Annotated in this window: 16 protein-coding genes; 3 read left to right on the plus strand and 13 right to left on the minus strand. The window is 71.4% G+C overall.

The genetic code is table 11. The features are described from left to right. Positions 1–192: 192 nt before the first annotated feature. The gene (locus ACZ6QO_RS34970; protein ID WP_465857318.1) at positions 193–912 is read right to left on the minus strand and encodes a DUF2306 domain-containing protein; all 720 of its coding nucleotides are present in this window, start codon (positions 910–912) and stop codon (positions 193–195) included. Positions 913–1,027: 115 nt separating this feature from the next. Continuing rightward, positions 1,028–2,104, minus strand: coding sequence for a DUF2855 family protein (locus ACZ6QO_RS34975; protein ID WP_465857320.1), 1,077 nt, complete (start codon positions 2,102–2,104; stop codon positions 1,028–1,030). A gap of 342 nt (positions 2,105–2,446) precedes the next feature. Between ACZ6QO_RS34975 and ACZ6QO_RS34980 the strand changes: the two genes are divergently transcribed. Continuing rightward, entirely contained in the window at positions 2,447–3,700 is a 1,254-nt protein-coding gene (locus ACZ6QO_RS34980) for an acyltransferase family protein (protein WP_465857321.1), read from the plus strand. Between the two features lie 129 nt (positions 3,701–3,829). Here ACZ6QO_RS34980 and ACZ6QO_RS34985 read toward each other — a convergent pair whose 3' ends face one another. Then, positions 3,830–4,273 (minus strand): MerR family transcriptional regulator, encoded by a 444-nt coding sequence (locus ACZ6QO_RS34985; RefSeq protein ID WP_465857323.1) that lies wholly within the window; start codon positions 4,271–4,273, stop codon positions 3,830–3,832. 92 nt (positions 4,274–4,365) lie between these two features. Here ACZ6QO_RS34985 and ACZ6QO_RS34990 point away from each other — a divergent pair, with 92 nt between their 5' ends. Beyond that, positions 4,366–5,415 carry an aldo/keto reductase gene (locus ACZ6QO_RS34990; protein WP_465857325.1) on the plus strand — a complete coding sequence of 350 codons (1,050 nt, stop codon included), beginning with the start codon at positions 4,366–4,368 and terminating at the stop codon, positions 5,413–5,415. Positions 5,416–5,514: 99 nt separating this feature from the next. On the opposite strand, the gene ACZ6QO_RS34995 is transcribed toward ACZ6QO_RS34990, so the two are convergent. From ACZ6QO_RS34995 to ACZ6QO_RS35025, 7 genes are all read right to left on the minus strand, one after another. After that, the gene (locus ACZ6QO_RS34995) at positions 5,515–5,844 is read right to left on the minus strand and encodes a YciI family protein (RefSeq protein ID WP_465857327.1); all 330 of its coding nucleotides are present in this window, start codon (positions 5,842–5,844) and stop codon (positions 5,515–5,517) included. 250 nt (positions 5,845–6,094) lie between these two features. Next, complete coding sequence (locus tag ACZ6QO_RS35000; RefSeq protein WP_465857329.1) at positions 6,095–7,753, minus strand: MFS transporter; 1,659 nt, start codon at positions 7,751–7,753, stop codon at positions 6,095–6,097. 596 nt (positions 7,754–8,349) lie between these two features. Further along, a complete protein-coding gene (locus ACZ6QO_RS35005) occupies positions 8,350–9,351 on the minus strand; it encodes a prephenate dehydrogenase (protein WP_465857331.1) in 1,002 nt (333 codons plus the stop codon). Positions 9,352–10,050: 699 nt separating this feature from the next. Next, the gene (locus ACZ6QO_RS35010) at positions 10,051–10,854 is read right to left on the minus strand and encodes a TIGR03084 family metal-binding protein (protein ID WP_465857333.1); all 804 of its coding nucleotides are present in this window, start codon (positions 10,852–10,854) and stop codon (positions 10,051–10,053) included. Between the two features lie 56 nt (positions 10,855–10,910). Next, entirely contained in the window at positions 10,911–12,104 is a 1,194-nt protein-coding gene (locus ACZ6QO_RS35015) for a carboxymuconolactone decarboxylase family protein (RefSeq protein ID WP_465857335.1), read from the minus strand. 149 nt (positions 12,105–12,253) lie between these two features. Beyond that, positions 12,254–13,909 carry an FAD-dependent oxidoreductase gene (locus ACZ6QO_RS35020; protein ID WP_465857336.1) on the minus strand — a complete coding sequence of 552 codons (1,656 nt, stop codon included), beginning with the start codon at positions 13,907–13,909 and terminating at the stop codon, positions 12,254–12,256. Next, a complete protein-coding gene (locus ACZ6QO_RS35025; protein WP_465857339.1) occupies positions 13,906–14,475 on the minus strand; it encodes a DUF5987 family protein in 570 nt (189 codons plus the stop codon). Before ACZ6QO_RS35025 ends, ACZ6QO_RS35020 begins: the two co-directional genes overlap by 4 nt. Positions 14,476–14,843: 368 nt before the next feature. Between ACZ6QO_RS35025 and ACZ6QO_RS35030 the strand changes: the two genes are divergently transcribed. Beyond that, positions 14,844–15,617 (plus strand): helix-turn-helix domain-containing protein, encoded by a 774-nt coding sequence (locus ACZ6QO_RS35030; RefSeq protein WP_465857341.1) that lies wholly within the window; start codon positions 14,844–14,846, stop codon positions 15,615–15,617. A gap of 404 nt (positions 15,618–16,021) precedes the next feature. Here ACZ6QO_RS35030 and ACZ6QO_RS35035 read toward each other — a convergent pair whose 3' ends face one another. From ACZ6QO_RS35035 to ACZ6QO_RS35045, 3 genes are read right to left on the minus strand one after another with little or no spacing between them, the layout of a single operon-like run. Further along, positions 16,022–17,503 (minus strand): cytochrome P450, encoded by a 1,482-nt coding sequence (locus ACZ6QO_RS35035; RefSeq protein WP_465857343.1) that lies wholly within the window; start codon positions 17,501–17,503, stop codon positions 16,022–16,024. Continuing rightward, positions 17,500–18,039, minus strand: coding sequence for a flavin reductase family protein (locus ACZ6QO_RS35040; RefSeq protein ID WP_465857345.1), 540 nt, complete (start codon positions 18,037–18,039; stop codon positions 17,500–17,502). The genes ACZ6QO_RS35035 and ACZ6QO_RS35040 overlap by 4 nt, the downstream gene beginning before the upstream one ends. Positions 18,040–18,072: 33 nt before the next feature. After that, positions 18,073–18,501 (minus strand): acyl-CoA thioesterase, encoded by a 429-nt coding sequence (locus tag ACZ6QO_RS35045; protein ID WP_465857347.1) that lies wholly within the window; start codon positions 18,499–18,501, stop codon positions 18,073–18,075. Positions 18,502–18,565: the final 64 nt, after the last annotated feature.

Here is an 18,565-nt window from a genome sequence, read left to right on the forward strand (position 1 = left end):
CTTCGCCGTCCGCGCCCCCGCGCCGGTCGTCATACGCGCGCACGTCCCGCCGTGCGGCGCGTCCCGTCCGCCGTGCGGCGCGTCGGGGCGGTGACGCGGAGCGGTCCTCACATGCGAGAACGCCGGACGGCCGGCGGGGTCTCCCCCGCCGGCCGTCCGGCGGACGACGATCGCGGCTCAGGCGCCCAGGCGTCAGGAACGCCCGGCCGGGACGCCGATCTTGCGGCCCTCGGTGTGGTACAGCCACATCTGCACCAGGATCAGGTTGAACACCCAACCGGTCCAGCGCGCCGCCTCCAGCATGTAGGTGAACCCGACCTCGACCGGAAGCCGCATCAGGACGTTGACGATCAGCACGCCCCAGATGTTGTTCATGATGATCGCGAAGCTGTAGAGCATGAACCTGCGGTGCAGGTCGATGCGTCCCTTGCGCGCCCAGATCACCGCCGTCACGGTGAAGACGATCCACAGGCTCGTCGCGGCGGCGACGCCGATCTGGCCGACCGGCGGCGCGAACGGCACCAGGATGAGGCCGATGACGCCGCCGACGACCGCGCCCAGCACGTACAGCCGGCCGCTGGCGCGGTGGACGGCCGGGTGCTTCTTGCGAAGCCACGGCCACACCTGGAAGCACGCGGTCAGGATGGCCACGGTGCCGCAGATCATGTGCACCACGAGCAGCGGGTAGTAGGCCGGGAAGCCGTCGTGCGGCGGCGTCGGCGCCTTGCTCTCGGGCACGTACGGCGAGATCTGGTAGATCAGGTAGGCCACGACGACGACCAGCAGCGGAGCGATCCAGGGCCGGCGCCACCATGACTTGCTCGGGCGGGAAGCGGCGGCCGTCGGCTGCGGGCGGGCCGGCGGGTCGGCCAGGCCCGTGGGGACGCCGGCCTTGTCGGTATCCAGTGTCACGGTTGTTCTCCTCTTGCTGACGAGGCCCGGCATCGAGCCGCTGCGGTTCTCCCCCGAGGTGGCCGCGCCCGGGCCGCGGGGCCATCGCCGTGGCCCCGCCGGCCCGGTCCCGGCATCAGGGACGAAGGACGTAGCCGAGGTCCGGCGGCTGCTTGCCGGCGAGCACGTCGCCGAAGACCTCGACGATCGACTCGGGCCCCTGCGCGTGCTCGATGGTCAGCCACGACGTCGTGCTCGTGAGGAAGCGCGTCTCGGACGCGGCGTACCGGGCGTAGTAGTTCTCCGGGCCCTCCGCCTCGGCGACCGCCCACTCCACCGCCGGGGTGAAGAACACCTCCGCCGCGGGGCCGCGCAGGCCGGGCGGCGGCGGCACCTGGGCGCCGGGGTGGGTGAAGCCGATGAGCGTGGTGTTGACCAGGTCGTCCGCGAAACGGTCGGCGACGGCGAGCCGCAGTGCGGCCTCACCGGTGAGGTCGACGAACACGGCCGGGCCGTCGACCGTGACCGACGCCAGGTCCTCGTAGGAGGCGACCGTGTCGTACAGCCCGAGGCCGCCGACGAACGCGGCGTTGCGCTCCGAGGTGAACCCGACCGTCGTGAGGCCGAGGGCGCGCGCCGCCGCCTCCTCGACCAGCCCGACGGCCACCTTGCTGGAGGCGCTGGTCAGCACGACCGTGCGGGCGCCGGCCTGCGCCTGGCGCTGGAGCATGTCGGCCAGGTTGTAGGCCGCCGGGTAGACGGGGTGGATGAGCGTGCGCCGCTCGTCCAGCGCGTCGGGTTCCGCGGCCGACTCGAAGTGCCAGTACCAGGGGTGCAGGAAATGCCGCTGCGGCGTGGTGTCGGCGAACCCGCGCGGCGTGACCTGCGGCGCGACCACGTGGTGGGTGGACATCGGCAGGTAGCCGAAGTAGCGCGCGCCGACGGCGATCTCCGGGTGGCGGGACTCCTCGACCCTGGCGTGCCCCCAGACGGGGACGCGGCCGTATCCCTCCGGGCCGGGGAAGGCGTCGAAGAAGGGGATGTCGGACTCGCCGAAACGCGCGTAGGTGGCGTTGTTGGCGGTCAGGCCGAAGTTCTCGACCGCGAGCCGCACCTCGCCCGGCCGGAGGCCAGGAGAAGACGCGTCCCGGATCTCGCTCACCGTCAGATCGTCGCGTTTGTAGACCAGATCCCATCTGTCCGGGTGAGACACTGCCATCTCCTTACGTTCGTCGCGCGCGGGCCGGCGGTCGCCGACGGACCGGGGCACCGGAACACCGCGGAAGTGAGCACGCGGCCCACACCGCCACATCGTTCTCCGCCGCCTTTCCGCGCCGCATCTTCTGGATTGCGGCGTGCCGCTCCCGCCGTGATCCGCCGCCTTGCGACGCCGTCGCGCGGGCAACTGCGCAATACGGAATATGTGCGCCGCACCGCGAAACGCCACGCTTGTGCTACCGGCTCGTGGAAAGTGGCCGCCCGCCCGTGGCGAGGCCGCTCGGTGTCACCCGCTCGATCGAGTCCCAGTGAGCCCGAACGTCGAAAGGCACGTCACATGACGGATTCATCGTTGAGACCGGCCGAGGCTCGTCCCGCCGTCGTTCAGCCGCAGCTTCCCTCGCTCACGGGAATGCGGTTCCTGGCCGCCATATGCGTTTTCTCGTTCCACGCCCTGTGCACGACGGTGTTCGCCGCCAAGGACTGGCAGATGATGCCCGTTCCCGGCACCTACGCCTCCTATTTCTGGGAGGGCAACTGGGCGAGCGTCAGCTTCTTCTTCCTGCTGAGCGGTTTCGTCCTCACCTGGTCGATGCGGCCGGGTGACACCACCTCGAAGTTCTGGCGGCGCCGCATCTTCAAGATCTGGCCCAACCACCTGCTGACCTTCGTGGCCGCCGCCATCTTGTTCGCCACGGTGATGAAGATGACGTTCAGCGGCTGGAGCACCCTGCTGAACGTCACCCTGCTGCACGCGTTCGTCCCGGGGCTGGAGACCTGGACCGCCTACAACTCCGTCTCCTGGTCGCTGTCCAACGAGGCGTTCTTCTACTTCCTGTTCCCGTTCCTGGTCCGCTACATCGGCCGCATCCGGCCCGAACGGCTGTGGGCGTGGGCGGGGGTCGTCGTGGCCGCCATCTTCCTGGTCCCGCTCGTCGCCACCCTGCTGCCGGGCGCCGGCGGCATGTACCAGCCGTGGACGCAGTCGGCGCACCTGGAGTTCTGGTTCACCTCCAAGTTCCCGCCGGTGCGGCTGCTGGAGTTCGTCTTCGGCATCATCCTGGCCCGCATCGTCATCACCGGCAGGCGGGTGCCGTTCGGCCTCGGCGGCTCGGTCGCGCTGGCCGTCTTCGCCTATGTCGTCGCCCCGCACCTGCCGTTGACCTACCCCCAGGCGGCGGCCACGGTGATCCCGCTCGGCCTCATCATCGCCAACGCCGCCATCGGCGACGTCAACCGCAGGCCGAGCCGGCTGCGCAACCGGGTCCTGGTGTGGCTGGGCGAGGTGTCCTTCGCGTTCTACATGTGCCACCTGCTCGTGCTGATCTTCGGTTCGATGTGGCTGACCGGCGGCAAGAGCTACAGCACCCCGGCGGCGATCGGCATCATCGCGCTGCTGTTCCTGGTGTCGCTGGGCATCGCGGCGGCGATGTTCCACTTCGTGGAGACGCCCATCATGCGCCGCTTCGCCTCCTCCCGCACCCGGTCCCGCCACGCCATCCCGGCCACCCCCGCCAACGCGCCCGCGCAGGCCGCCACCCCCGAACCCCCCGCCCTCACAGGCGCTGGCGCCTCCAACCCCGAGTCCTGACCTCCCCTCACCGACCCGGCTCCCCCTCCCTCACAAGCCCGGCCCCACGCCCTCGTCCCCCGGCCCCGACGACCACCCGGGCGGACGAGGGCACCCCCATGCCCACCTCCATGTGGGTCCATGCGGCTGTTACGCGGGGTCTGGTGGGGATGCCACGTCGCAGGTTTCCACGATGGGGTCATGGTCGGCGGGGCCATGTTCGAGGTGGTCTTCGTACACCCTGACCTTGAAGTCGATGAGGTCCAGGCATCGGTTCAGCTCGTCGATCCGGCCGAGCACGCTTTCCCGGTGGCGGCGCAGCAGCGCGAGCCGCTCTTCCACTGTGCCGGCCCCTTGTCTGGCGAGGTCGGTGTACTGGCGGATCACGGGGAGGGGCATGCCGGAAGCGCGGAAGATGATGCAGAGCCGTAGCCACTCCACGTCGTCCTCGCTGTAGGAGCGATGCCCGCCGGCGCCACGGCTCACGGGGTTGGCGAGGATTCCCTCACGCTCGTAGAAGCGCAGCGTGTGCACGCTCAGGCCGGTGCGTTCTGCGACCTGTCCGATGCTCAGATCGCGTGTGATCTCTGGCATGCCCTCCACAGTAGGGGCTTGCCCTAGAGCCGACTCTAGAACCTAGAGTCGCGCCACGATCATCTCATCGCGACTACCAAGGGAGCCTGATCATGCGCTACCGCGTCCTCGGTGGCACCGGCATCGAAGTGAGCGTCCACTGCCTCGGCGCCATGATGTTCGGCGCCATAGGCAACCCCGACCATGACGAGTGTGCCCGCATCGTCCACGCCGCCCTCGATCAGGGGATCAACTTCGTCGACACCGCGGACATGTACTCGGCGGGCGAGTCGGAAGAGATCGTGGGCAAGGCTCTGAGAGGCCGCCGGGACGACGTCGTGCTCGCCACCAAGGTGCACTTCCCGATGGGAGAGGGCCCGAACCGCGGCGGCAACTCCCGGCGCTGGATCGTCAAGGAGGTCGAGGAGAGCCTCAGGCGCCTGCGGACCGACTGGATCGACCTCTACCAGATCCATCGCCCCGACCATACGACCGACATCGAGGAGACGCTCTCCACGCTGAGCGACCTCGTACGCCAAGGCAAGATCCGGGCCTTCGGCTGCTCCTCGTTCCCCGCCGAGGAGATCGTCGAGGCGCACCACGTCGCCGAGCGCCGCGGCCTGACGCGCTTCAGGACCGAGCAGCCGCCGTATTCGCTGCTGGCCCGGGGCGTCGAGACCTCCGTGCTGCCGGTCTGCCGGCGGCTGGGCATGGGCGTGCTGACCTGGAGCCCGCTGGCCTCGGGCTTCCTGACCGGCAGATACCGCAAGGGGCAGCCCATCGATCTGACCACCGGCCGCGCGGCGATGATGCCGGCGCGTTTCGATCCCTCGCTGCCGGTGAACGTCACCAAGCTGGAGATCGTGGAACAGCTCGTCGAAGTCGCGACCGACATCGGGTGCTCGCTGCCCGAGCTGGCCGTGGCCTTCACCGTGGCGCATCCCGCCGTCACCTCGGTGATCATAGGACCGCGGACGATGGACCAGCTGGAGGCGCTGCTGAAGGGCGCCTCACTCACCCTCGACGACGCGACCCTCGACCGGATCGACGAGATCGTGCCACCCGGGACCGACATCTACCACCCGGACGGCGCCTGGCGCCCGCAGTCGCTGGCCGACACCGCCCTGCGCCGCCGGCCGTTCGCCGAACGATCCGCGGCCTGACTTCGGCCCGGTGGAAAACGCGATCGCCGCGGCGGGCCGTTGGACCGCCGCGGCGATGGGTGCCGCTCTGGGATCCCGCCCCACGGGCGGGTGGGGAAGTCAGCCGAACAGGGGGCGGACCTCGATGCCGCCGCGCCAGGTGCCGGGGCTGAGCTTGGCGATCTCCACGGCGTGGTCGATGTCACGGGCCTCGATCACGGTGAAGCCGCCGAGCACCTCCTTGGCGTCGATGAAGGCGCCGTCGGTGACGCCGTCACTGCGGACGGCCTTGGCGGTGGTGCTGGGCTGGAGCGCGTAGCCGGCGACGATGCTGGCGCCGAGCTCCTCGATCTTGCCCGCGTACGCGCCGTGCGCCTCGAGCTCCTCCGGCGGGGCCTCCGACCAGTCGGCGGGGGTGGGAGCGTAAAGCAGAACCGCGAACTGAGCCATCAGAATTTCCTCTCGTCGTTTTCATTTACAACGAACCGGCTACCACCGTATGGGGATCGTTCTTTTATCAATGGTACGGTCCGATTCTTTTGGTGTCCTGGAATCGACGCGTTCGGCCGGCGATCCAGAAATCGGGTCCCCAAATGCGGGGAATTCGGATAGGCGCGATCGCCGGATTTCGTGCGGCACGTGCCCCGGTGCCGCCGGGGCCTGGAGGACGACTCGCTCCGCCAGGCCCCGACAGCCGCCGCTAGGACTCGCGACCCGCCACGGCGACCTCGTCCCGTGCCGGCTGAGCGCTCGGCTGCGCCTCGCCGGCGGCCGCGCCGCCGGCCTGGGCCTCGCCGTTCGCCTCCGCGCCGCCGCCCGCCTCGCCGCCGTCCGGGCCGGCCGGGGGCTGCCCGAAGGCGGGCAGGTCCTTCAGCACGACCGCGTTGAGGACGGCGATGCCGAGGACGATGAGGGCGCTGATGGCGGCCACCACGTGCAGGCCGTTGGAGAACGCCTCACGGGCGGGCGCGAGCAGCGTCTCGGCGACCTGCTGTGGCAGGCTCCCGGCCGCGGCCGTGGCCCCGGCGACGCTCTCTCGCGCCGCTCCGGCCGCGGCGGCCGGGACGCCCGCGGGGATGGCGTCGGCGATCTGGGTGCGGTAGACGAGCGTGCCGATGGTGCCGACCGTCGCGATGCCGAGCGCGTAACCGAACTCGTTGGAGATCTGCGCCAGCGACGACGCCGACCCGGCCTTCTCCGGCGGGACGGACCCGACGACCAGGCCCATGCCGAGCGTGAGCAGCGGGCCGCCGCCGAGGCACCAGATGGCGTAACCGATGATCATGCCGGCGGCCGAGTCGACCTGGGTGAGGACCACGAGACCGGCGACCACGATGAGCAGGCCGCCCGCGATGAGGTGCGCGGGCTTGAAGCGCCCGCCGAGCTGCGGGCCCACCGTGACGCTGACGATGCCGAGCACCAGGCCGGGGAGCAGGCCGAGGCCGGCCTGCAGCGGCGTCATGCCCGCCACCGTCTGGAAGTACTGGGCGACGAACAGCATGGTGGTGCCGGTGAGCGCGCTGTAGAGCAGCATGCTGCCCAGCTCGGTGTTGAACATCTTGTTGCTGAACAGCCGCAGGTCGAGCAGCGGGTCGCTCAGCGCGCGCTGGCGGCGCAGGAACACGACCGCCATGATCAGGCCGAAGACCAGGGCGACGAGGGGGACCGCCTGCCAGCCGGTGCGGGCGAGCTCCTTGATGCCGTAGATGACCGGCAGGACCGCCGCCAGGGACAGGGCCACGCTGGTGAAGTCGATCTTCCCGGCCTGGGGGTTGCGGTACTCGGGCAGCAGGATCGGGCCCGCGATGAGCAGCAGCACCATCGGCGGCACGCCCAGCAGGAAGACCGAGCCCCACCAGAAGTGCTCCAGCAGCACGCCGCCGACGACCGGGCCGATGATCGCGCCCAGCGAGAACGACCCGGCCCACACGCCGATCGCGCTCGCGCGCTGCTTGTCGTCGCGGAACATGTTGCTGATCAGCGAGAGCGTGGACGGCCCGAGGGTGGCGCCGGCGATGCCGAGCACGGCACGGGCGATGATGAGCGTGATGGCGCTGGTGGAGTACGCCGCCACGATCGAGGCGACGCCGAAGGCCGCCGCGCCGATGAGCAGCAGCTTGCGGCGGCCGATGCGGTCGCCGAGGTTGCCCGCGGTGATGAGGAAGCCCGCGACCATGAACCCGTAGATGTCCACGATCCAGAGCTGCTGGGTGCTGTTGGCGCCGAGCTTCGCGCTCACCTCGGGCAGCGCCAGGAGCACCACGAAGATGTCCAGGGCGACGAGGATCGCGGGCAGCGCCAGAACCGCCAGGCCCACCCACTCACGTCGTCCGGCCTTGAGCCGCACTTCGTCGGTCACATTCTTGTCCTCTCTTCGTCGGCCGCGCACCAGCGGGTGACCGCTTGGAGCCGGGTGGTGCGATTACGGGAGGTGCTCGATTTCCGGCCGGTCTTCCGGTGCCCGCGAGACGGGGCGTACCGGCCGCGGAGTTCCGGCAGCGGCGCCCCCTTCCACAGGGATCCGAGATCGGTCTGATCACGCGGGCGGCGCCTGCGGAGTGACAGGGACCCGGACGAAGGGAGCGCCCAGCGATCGCCACCAGAGGACACGGCGGGAGACCGAGCGACATTCCCGCACACCCCGCCTGAGAAGAGAGAAAGCGGGGTCTTCACCGAACCGCCCTGCCGGGGTGGTGAGCCGGTCAGAGCGCAAAAGGGCGGAACACACCGACACCAGCCGACGCGCGATACTCCGGACCTGGCCGCCGAGGTGCGCCACAGGGCGGAACCTTGCCGGTAAAGCCAAGTCAAGCCGTCTTGTCATGCTGGTCGGCACGCTCCTTTCCGCCGGCGGTGGCCGGGCCACGGCCATCCGCCGATGCTCTCCTCAGCATTGTCTCGTCGGCCGCCCCGCCGTACTTCTTCCAAAATGCTCTGTCACGGAGACCGGGCCGCTCAGGCCGCCACCCGCACCGCCGTCACGGAAGCCTCCGACACGGAATCGGCCTGAACGGAAGCGGCGGGCTTGGCGTGTGTCCAGCGCGACGGGCCCGCCTCGACGATGCGCTCGCGGCCGAGGTTGCCCCTGACGAGCAGGTCGGCGAGGACGCCCGCCGCGGCCGGGTCGTCGCCGCGCAGCGCCGCGGCGACCTCCGCCAGGTCGCGCACCACCGCTTCGAGCGCGGCGGCGACCGGTTCCGCGTTCTGCCGCAGGATGTCGCACCACAGGCCCGGGGATCCGTTCGCGATGCGCGTGGTGTCCTGCAACCCCGCGCCGACCAGCGACAGCGTCGCCTCGTCCGCGCCGGCGAACCGCGCGGCGAGCGCCGCCGCCACCAGGTGCGGCACGTGCGACACGGCGGCCACCACCCGGTCGTGGGCGTCGGACGCCAGCATCCTCACCCGCCCGCCGCACATTTCGACCAGCCGGGCGACCAGCGCGACCGCCTCCCGCCGCGTACCGGGGTGCGGGCACAGAGCCCACGGCCGCCCGGCGAACAGCTCCTCGCGGGCGGCGCCGGGCCCCGAGAGCTCGCGGCCCGCCATCGGGTGCCCGGGTACGTAGGTCGCCATGTCACAGCCGGCCGGCTCGGCCTGGGCGGTGATGCGGTCCTTGGTGCTGGCCACGTCGGTGTAGGCGGCGCCGAGCCCGCGGGCCTGCGCGTCGCGCAGCACGGGCACCACGGTGGAGGGCGGGGTGGCGATGACCACCACGTCGGCGGCAGGGGTGCCGGGCCCCAGGGGTACGCCCGCGCCCATCCGCACCGCCTCCGCGAGCGAGGCGGCGTCCCGGTCGTACAGCGCGACCTGGACGCCGGCGCGCCGCAGGCCGAGCGCGATCGAGGTGCCGATCACCCCGGTGCCGATGACCGTGACGCGGCGGATCGCGGGCGAGTCCGGCGCGCCGGCCACCCGGATGTGCGATGGCTTGGCGCCCGCGGTCATCGTCGTCACCATGGCGTCGCTCCCTTTTCTCTACGTTCTCTTCGCCGGTTACGGAGAATGCGTCCGGCGGTGGAATTCCGCGGATTCGTTCCGCACCACCAACTGTGCGCCATTCCGACGTCCACCGGACCAGAGAACAAAGGCAGCAAGTTGCCGACCCCCCGCCATTTCCTGCCATCAGCCACCGGACGAATCCCTTATCACCTCCGCCGGGCACGGCAAGCCCGGTAGACCAAGGGCATAAGAAGGGCCTCACCGGCACCCGCCCGGTGAGGCCCTGTTCCGACGACCCGCGCTTAGTGCGGTGTCCACCAACGTTCGCCGGGCCGGCCGCCGTAAGACCGGCGCCGGTCTCGCCGTACCCATGACCGGCCGCTTCGGCGCCAGAAAAGCGCATCCACTGGGGCGGCGAAAGCTCGGTACACGCCGACCTTCGCGGAGCGAGCTTCCCGCCGACCCACCAATGAGGTTCACTCATCGGCGCCGGGGCGGCGGGACGGTGGGCGGCGAACTCGGCGCCGCCCTACGGCGCGGACCCCGCGAACCCTCCCGGTCACCCCGTCCAGCGCGGTGTCCACCAAGGATCGCCGGGCCGGCCGCCGTAAGACCGGCGCCGGTCTCGCCGTACCCATTGACCGGCCGCTTCGGCGCCGGACAACGCATGCATGCGGGCGGTGGAATCCTCGGCACGGTCGATGAGTGGGTACCGCACTAGACTCCGGCGGTGGCGAATTGGCCGGGGGTGCGGCCGGCGCCGGCGGGGCCGCGGTAGCACTGGGCGATGTCCAGCCAGTGGTCGGCGTCGGGCCCGATGGCGGTGACCGCGAGGTCGTCGCGGTGCCGGCGGCGGGTGGCCAGCAGGCAGAAGTCCACTGCGGGGCCGGTGATGCGCTGCTCGGCGTTCTCGGGGCCGAACGCCCACAGTTCACCGGACGGCGCGGTGAGCTCCCAGCGGAACTCCACGGGCGGCGGGGTCAGGCCGCGCGCCTGGTACCCGAAGTCCTTGGTCAGGATCGCGAAGATCACCAGGTGCTTGATGCGGTCGGTGCGCTCCAGGCGCGCGCCCACCGCGTCGGCGATGTCCTGCCCGTGCGCGAACTGCTCCATGATGCCCGCGCAGGTGAGGATGATCGGCGGCAGCGGGTTGACCAGCCACGGCACCACCTGTCCGTCGGGCACGGCCGCGAGCGCGTCGACCACGAACGCGCGCTCGGCGCGCCAGCGGGCCAGCAGCACCTCGGGGGTGTCGCCGGCATAGTCGGCGAGGGCGGCGTTCACCGCGCCGTTGAAGTCGTGTTCGGCGCCCGCGGCGATGGCCTTGAACTTCTCCGGGTCGGCGGCCGCGGTGCCGGCGATGCGGAAGATGAACGCCAGGTGGGCGATCTGGTCGGCGACGGTCCACCCCGGCGCGGGAGTGGGCAGGCGCCACTGGTCGGGGGTGAGGCCGGCGACCAGGTCGTCGAGTTGCTCACCTTCCGCGGTCAGGTCTGCGAGCACGGCATCCAGTTCGGACACGTGTCTCTCCTCTCACTGGTCACTGGTCGTCGGTCACAGGTCTGTGGCGGCGGTCGTCACTCGGCGCCGGCGCCGGAGTTCTCGCGGGCGTCGACTCGGTCAGCGGATGCCGAGCCGCCGCCAGGACCGGAGTTTTCGCGGGAGGCGGCGCGGGCGTGGCTCGTGGGGTCGGTGCTGGGGGTTCTTGGTGTGGTGGGGAGCCAGGTGGCGATTCGGCGGGATGCGGTGAAGGCGGCCCAGGAGGTCAGCTCGACCAGGGCGCGGTCGCCGGGCGTCTCGGCTCGGAACTCGGCCACGACCGAGCGGTCGACCTGGTAGGAGGCCTTCGCGGTCAGCAGCGCCAGGCGGCCCGCCGGGCGGAGGCCGGGCGGCAGCGCGGACACGGCGTTGTTCACCCACGCGCGGCTCGGGCCCGCCGGCTCGCCGTTCCAGGCGTCCAGCTCGGCCGTCACCAGTTCGCGTACCGGCGGCGGCACCGCGTGGCGGCCCGCCTGTTCCATCGCCGCGGCGGCCCGCGCGAAGGCGCCGGCGACGAACGGCGTGCCCTCCGCCCAGGCCAGGTCGCCGGGCAGCGGCGCGGGGGGCAGCAGCACCAGGGACGCGCCGGGGGTGGCGGCCCTGCGGGCGGCCGGCCGCATGACCAGGCCGAACAGCCGCATGAGCGGGCCGCGCGCCCGGTCAGGGACCTGAGGGGGCAGCGGAGAGTCGTCGAGGAAGACGTTCACCATGCGGTTGAGGTACTGGAACGTCACCGCCACCGCGGCCAGTTCCCTCATCTCCTCCGCCGGTGCGGGCGGTTCCAGCCGCGTGGCCGTCTCCCGCGTCCCGCTCGCCAGCGCCCACTCGGCCACCGCGCGCATGCGGAGGTCGGCGATCGCCCCGGCGCGGTCGCGGGCGATCGCGGCGGCCTGGCCGCCCGGCACGAGGCCGTCCATGGTGGCCCGGTGCACGTCGACGCAGTACGGGCAGGCGTTGCCGGCCGAGACGGCGGTGGCGACCGCCTCCTTGACCGGACGGGGCACGGCGCCGGCGGCGAGCAGCGACTCGCGCAGTATCGCCCAGGAGGCGGCGAGCGGCCCCGGCGCGGGCGAGTGCAGGATGATGGGCGGCGCGAGCATGCCGAAGTCCGGCTCGACCTGCGCGTACACCCGGGCGACCAGGCCGTCGGCCGCGCCCGGCCGCACCGGCGTGACATGCCGCACCTGTCTCAGCACCCCGGGCAGCGTCAAGCGGCTGAGCACCCTACCCATCGCTCCCCCTCCCTCCCTGGTCGTCCACGCGCACGCGCCGGGCGGCGCGCCGTCGAAGGCGCCGGCCGCCCGGCGCCGCGTCCACCCGCCGCGGCGTCGCAGGACGGCACGGCGGCGGGACGCGGACGCCCCGTCCACCCGGCATCGGGCTATCGGCGCATCAGTTCGGGCACCTGGGGTGCGGCGGCGCGGCGGGCGGCGACGCCGCCGTTCGGCGCCGGGGCTCCGTAGGTGACCTCGACGCCCCGCTCGCGGGCCGCCGCGACGATGCCCGGGATGGCGCGCTCGGCCAGGGCGGAGATGGTCATCGCCGGGTTGACCGTGAGCGCGCCGGGTACGGCCGAGCCGTCGGTGACGAAGATGCCGGGGTGGCCGCGCAGTTCGTGGCGGTCGTCCAGCGCCGAGGTCTCCGGGTCGTCGCCGATGCGGCACGACGAGAGCGGGTGGACGGTGTAGGCGCCGACCACGTCGTTGGTCCACGCGGCGACCTCGGCCAGGCCGTCGCGCTCCAGGATGTCCTTGCACTCGGCGTCGGCGAGGGCCCAGGCGCGCAGCGTCTGCGGGGTCGGGTCGTAGCGCAGGCTGCCGACGCCGAGCATCTGCTGCGAGAGCCGGTCGGCGTTGCCCCGGGCGGGCGGCGGGCCGAAGACGCCCTCGTTGTTGTCCTCGATCATCTGGAAGATGATCAGCCAGGAGCGCCAGCGCTTGAGCACTTCCTTCTTGTCCACGCCGAACCAGCTGATGCCCTCGGCGCCGGGGACCTGGGCGAGGATGGTGCCGAGGCCCGGCGGGAAGTACAGCTGCTCCAGTGAGAAGCGCTCGAACTCGGGCAGCGAGCCGTCCAGGCGATCCCAGTTGGCGACGACCGGGCCCCTGCCGATCTGGTTGGCCTCGTACGCCATGCCGTTCCCGCGCGAGAGGCCGAGGACGTCGCGCACCTTGTCCTCGTTGAGGATGGCGGTGTTGAGCCGCTCGCCGTTGCCGGAGAAGTACCGGCCGACGGCGCGCGGCATGGCGCCCAGCGTGGCCTCGCTGCGCTGGAGGATGACCGGGGTGGCGCCGGCGCCGGCCGCCAGCACGATGATCTTGGCGTCGATGGCGCCGCTTCCGGTGGTGATCCGGTAGTCCTCGCCGTCGACGACCTGGTAGTGGACGCGGTAGCCGCCGTCGTCGGTGCGGGAGATGTGCTGCACCTCGTGCAGCGGGCGGATCTCGGCCCCGTGCGACAGCGCGGCCGGCAGGTAGGTGAACAGCAGCGACTTCTTGGCGTCGAAGCGGCAGCCGGCCATCATCCAGTTGCAGTTCACGCACTGGGTCGGGTCGACGGCGACCGGCACCGGGTTGGCCGTGCGGCCGGCGTGGTCGCACGCCGCCGCCCACAGGCCGCCCGCGTAGGAGACGTCGTTCCAGCCCTGCTGGTAGATCGGGATGGACTCCGCCACCCGGTCGTACCAGGGGTCGAGGGTGTCGCGGCTGATGGCCGACGGCCACATGCGCCGCCCGATGCTGCCGTGCCGTTCGAAGACGAAGCGCGGCGCGCGCGGCATCGCGGCGAAGTACACGACGCTGCCGCCGCCCACGCAGTTGCCGCCCAGGATGCTCATCCCGTCGCCCACGACGAAGTCGAACGCCCGCGTGTAGGACGAGCCGAGCTTGAAGTCGTGGTCGAAGTCCTGGCCGGTCAGCCACGGCCCTCGTTCGAGCACCACGACCTTCGCGCCGCCCGCGGCGAGGTGGTAGGCCGCGATGGCGCCGCCGAAGCCGCTGCCGACCACGAGGACGTCGGTGCGTTCGGTGCTGGTCATGCGGGGCTCCCTGAGGGGGTCGTGTCCGGGTGCAGGCGAGCCAGGGGACGGCCGTAGGTGTACTCGTCGAACCGCCACAGGCCGCCTGCGCCGGGCTTCTCGATGCCCAGCGCGATCAGCCCGGGGTGCCCCTGGGCGATCGCGTCGGCGGTGTGCATGTGGGCCGCCGAGTCGAACGCCATGTTGCTGAACAGCGCCAGGCTGACCCACAGGGCCTTCTCGGGGTGGCCGGGGAGCGTCAGCCGCTGCACCAGGGCGGTGCGGTCCTCGAAGGGCAGCGCGACGAAGGGCGGCACGGAGTCGTCCAGGGTGAGGCCCCGCTCGTCGGCGTAGGCCCGCGCGTGGGCGTCCAGCGCGGAGGCGAAGCCGTCCAGGCTGTCGGCCAGGCCGGTCGCGTCCCATTCGAGCAGCTCGATGGCGCCGGCCTGCACCGCGCCGCCGCCGTCGGCGGCGCCCGCGATGGCCCTGTCGTCCGGCGACCGCTTCTCGCCGGGGACGATCGTGTCGGCGAACGCCTCCAGCGTCATCGTCCTGGCGTGTTCCCCCTCGGGGGTTGGCGACGGCATAGGCGTTCCCTTCGTCGGTCCCAGGCGGCTGCTGACCAGTTCCACGTTCAGGCACGCCCGCCGCCGGTGCATCTTCTGAGTTGCTTTCACATTCCCTCCCCGCCGCGGGCGCAGAAAGCGGATATGGGCAGGCAGGGGGGCCTTAGGGGTTGTCGCAGAAGGCGCCGGACGCCAATTCTGATGGCATGGCCGAGTGCCGTCGATGTGTCGTCGCCGAGCGTCGTCTTTCCCGGAATTCAGCACGGTGACCGGGTGGGGTCCATTCACTGCAGTGAGGTGTGAGCTAATGACGGAGGCTCGCGAACACGAGTTCTCCCGTGGCAATTCGAGGTCGATTCCGTCAACACCTCCAATGCACGGGAGGAGCAATGGATAGCGCAATCGAACAGGCCGTCCTTCGTGTCGTCAGGAGCATGCACGAAAACCTCGGCGAGCAACTGACCATCAATGACATGGCGCGTACGGCGATGTTCAGCAAGTTCCACTTCTCCCGCGTCTTCCAGCGGGTCACCGGGTTGTCGCCCGGCCGCTTCCTGTCCGCGGTCCGCCTCCAGGAGGCCAAGCGGCTCCTGGCCTCGACCTCCTTGACCGTCACCGACATCAGCCACCGGGTGGGGTACTCCAGCGTCGGCACCTTCAGCTCGCGGTTCACCAGCAGTGTCGGGGTCTCGCCGACCAAGTACCGCCAGCTCAAGAGCGTCGCGCAGGACACGCCGTTCGACCCGCTGGACGAGCCGCCCGTCACGGGGCCGGCGACCACGACGATCAGGGGCGACATCTTCTGCCCGCTGGAGGACCAGCCCATCTTCGCCGGGCTGTTCCCCGACCGGATCCTCGAAGGCCGGCCCGTCAGGTACACGATCCTGCCCAGGTCCGGTTCCTACGTGCTGGAGGACGTGCCGCAAGGTGACTGGCACCTGATGGCCCAGGCCGTCGCCCCCGGCCGCGAGGACGCCCTGGACCACGCGCCCGGCGGCGACACGGCCGTCTGCGTGGGACGCCACGGGCCGATCACCGTACGCCCCGGCACGCACACCAGGGTGGCCGACCTGTCACTGCGGCCGATGCGCCCGCTGGACCCGCCCGTGCTGCTCGCCCTGCACGATCTGCTGCCGGTCAACGTCCCCCAGCTGATCCACTGATCCGTAACCGATTCACTGATCTGTTCGTTCTCCCGGCCGGGACGTCCCGTTCCGGCGGCGTCGCCGGCGACGTCACACGCCTTCTCGCGCGGCTCCCCGCGTTACGCCTCCCACCGGAGCTCCCGCGTCTCCCGCGGCGTTCATCGTTCGCCAGGATCTCTGGGCGCCGGCGCCGTTCGCCGTTCGTTGCCGTTCGCCGCCATCGTCGGCCGTCGCCGTTCACCGCGCGCTTTCTTCCCGCGCGCCCTTTTCATCGCGCCCGTTCACCATTTCGCCATTCATCGGGAGCGCCTTTCCGGCGCCTCTTCCCCGCTGTGATTCCACGGGCGAGTGCGTGAAAGGCGGGCGCCCGGAAAAGGGGCGCCCGCCTTTCATGTCGCTCGCCGCTGGTCGCCTCCGGTCCGTCAGGCGAGGTGGACGCTCATCGGCAGGCCGCCGCGCACCCGCAGGGACAGCATGGGCTCGGCCACCACCTCGTGCCCGGGGAGCCGGGTCAGCCGCAGGTCGCGGGCGACCATGGCGATCACGAACGTGGCCTCCATCATCCCGAGGTGGTTGCCGACGCAGAACCGCGGTCCGGCGCCGAACGGGATGTAGGCGTACCGCGGCCGGTTCACCGGGCGGCCGGGGTCGAACCGGCCGGGGTCGAACCGGTCGGGCGCGTCCCAGAACGCCGGGTGCCGGTGCAGGGTGTAGGGGCTGATCAGCACGTCGGACCCGGCCGGCACGTGGTAGCCGCCGACCTCGTCGTCCCCCTGCGCCTCCCGGGGCAGCATCCACACCGGCGGGTAGAGCCGCATGACCTCCTCCACCACCATCGCCGTGTACCGCAGGCGGTGCAGGTCCTCGTAGACCGGCGGCCGGTCGCCGAGGACCTCGGTCGCCTCGGCGCGCAGCCGCTCGCGCACCTCCGGGTGCCGGTCGATGAGGTGGAACGTCCAGGCCAGGGTGCTGGCCGTGGTCTCGTGCCCGGCGAGCAGCAGGGTGACCAGCTCGTCGCGCATGCGCTGGCGGCCGACGCGCGGGTCGGCCTCCTGGCCGGTCGAGCCGATCAGGCGGGAGACGACGTCGTCGCCGAGGCCCTCGGGACGGGCCATCCGGTCGGCGACCAGGTGGTCGACGATGCGCTGCAGCTCGGCGCGGGCGCGGCGGAAGCGGAGCTGCTTGGGCAGCGGCACCCACATCGGCACCTTGCTCAGCGTGACGAGCTCGAACATCGCCTGGTCCTGGACGGCCTCGAAGGAGTGGCCGATCGAGCTGAACGCGCCGAGGTCGGCGTCGAGCAGGGTGCGCCCGAGCACGCCGAGGCTGAGCCAGGTCATCTCCTGGACGACGTCGACCGGGTCGCCGCCGGCGTGCGAGCGCAGCCGTTCGACGAGGCCGGCCGCCTCGGCGGCGATGACCTTGTCCATCCGGGAGATCCGCTTGTTCTGGAACACCGGCTGGATCATCCGGCGCTGCTTGCGCCACAGCTCGCCCTCGCTGGTCAGCAGGCCGTCGCCGATGGCGCGCCGTGCCTGTACCAGGCCCACGCCCTTGTGGTAGTTGCCGCTGTTGTCGGCCAGGACGTGCTTGGCGTGGTCGGGGTGGTTGAAGAAGTACAGCGTCTTCGGCCCGATGCGCAGCCGGGCCGCGTCGCCGTAGGTGGCGGCGAGGTTCATCAGCGCGAGCCGGTCGGTGGCGAGCTTCTTGAACAGGCCGGGCCCGGCCCACAGCGGCGGGCCGGGCGGCACCCTGCGGCGGGACGGCGCCGCCGCCCCGGGCGCGCCGGCGTCCCCCGCCGCGGCCTTGGCCGAGTCCTTGGCCGCGTCCTCGACCGTGTCCCTGGCCGTGTCCCTGGCCGTGTCCCTGGCCGCCTTGCCGGCCTCGGGTCCGGTGAGCGTCACAGTGGCACCTCGCTCCAGTCGGGGCTCATCTGGCGGACCTTGCCCTTGAAGAACAGCAGCCCGTCGCGGTCGGTCTGCTGGATGAGGGTGAGGATCCTGCCGATGAAGATGGTGTGGTCGCCGCCGTCGTAGGTGCGGAAGACCTCGCACTCGAAGCTGGCGAGGGTGCCGGTGAGCAGGGGCACCCCGGTCTCCTCGCCGGGAGCCCACTCGACGTTCTCGAACTGGGCCGCGCCCAGGGGACGCCATCGGTTGGCGAAGTGCATCGCCTCCGCCTCCTGGTGCGCCGCCAGTACCGACACCCCGAAGTAACCGGTGGTGGTGAGGCACTGGTGCATCATCGCGCCCCGGTCGACGCAGACCAGCAGCAGAGGCGGTTCGAGGGACACCGAGGTGAAGGAGTTGGCGGTCATGGCGTGCGGGACGGCGCCGCCCGTCGTCACCACGGTGACCCCGGTGGCGAACGTCCCGAACGCCCGCCGCAGCGATTTCACGTCCGCCACCTGGCGGGTTCGCGTGGATAGGTCGGCGTTCACGCTGTCCTCCTGGCTGACTGTCGGGGGCCGCGCCTACGAGGCATACGGTTCGAGCGCCCGTGCCAAGGCGTCGGGGACCCTGGCGGGGACCGTGCGGGTGTTCGGCCCGCGCATGCAGGCGATCCGCTGGCGGCCCCGGGCGATCAGCGTCTCGGTGCCGTCCGGGTCGAGCCGGACGTAGTCGAAGCTGAACTCGACCTGGGTCTGGGCCAGCTCCTGCAGCCGCATTCTGATGGACAGCTCGCTGAAGGCCGTGATCTCGGCGAAGAACTCGCAGTCGACCTTCAGCGTGAACAGCTTCAGGTCGTCCTGGAGGTCGGCGAGCACCTCGGGCGCCCGCTCCTTGAGGAACATCTCCCGGCAGCGTCCCTGCCAGCGCAGGTAGTTGACGTAGTAGACGTTCCCCACGATGTTGGTCTCTTCGAAGCCGACCGTGTGCAGGTATTCGTAGTACTTGCCCATCGGGCTAGGACCGCCCTTCCGTGTGGCGGGGGGCCGCCCGGTGAGGGCGGCCCTTCCGCGTCGA

It is taken from the genome of Sphaerisporangium sp. NPDC049457 (assembly GCF_055586705.1).

Coding starts and splice junctions, on each gene's coding strand:
- ACZ6QO_RS34985 (WP_465857323.1), bottom strand. CDS start 4,273: ATGCCAGAGATCACACGCGATCTGAGCATCGGACAGGTCGCAGAACGC.
- ACZ6QO_RS34990 (WP_465857325.1), top strand. CDS start 4,366: ATGCGCTACCGCGTCCTCGGTGGCACCGGCATCGAAGTGAGCGTCCAC.
- ACZ6QO_RS35045 (WP_465857347.1), bottom strand. CDS start 18,501: ATGGGCAAGTACTACGAATACCTGCACACGGTCGGCTTCGAAGAGACC.
- ACZ6QO_RS34980 (WP_465857321.1), top strand. CDS start 2,447: ATGACGGATTCATCGTTGAGACCGGCCGAGGCTCGTCCCGCCGTCGTT.
- ACZ6QO_RS35020 (WP_465857336.1), bottom strand. CDS start 13,909: ATGACCAGCACCGAACGCACCGACGTCCTCGTGGTCGGCAGCGGCTTC.
- ACZ6QO_RS35015 (WP_465857335.1), bottom strand. CDS start 12,104: ATGGGTAGGGTGCTCAGCCGCTTGACGCTGCCCGGGGTGCTGAGACAG.
- ACZ6QO_RS35005 (WP_465857331.1), bottom strand. CDS start 9,351: ATGGTGACGACGATGACCGCGGGCGCCAAGCCATCGCACATCCGGGTG.
- ACZ6QO_RS35030 (WP_465857341.1), top strand. CDS start 14,844: ATGGATAGCGCAATCGAACAGGCCGTCCTTCGTGTCGTCAGGAGCATG.
- ACZ6QO_RS35025 (WP_465857339.1), bottom strand. CDS start 14,475: ATGCCGTCGCCAACCCCCGAGGGGGAACACGCCAGGACGATGACGCTG.
- ACZ6QO_RS34995 (WP_465857327.1), bottom strand. CDS start 5,844: ATGGCTCAGTTCGCGGTTCTGCTTTACGCTCCCACCCCCGCCGACTGG.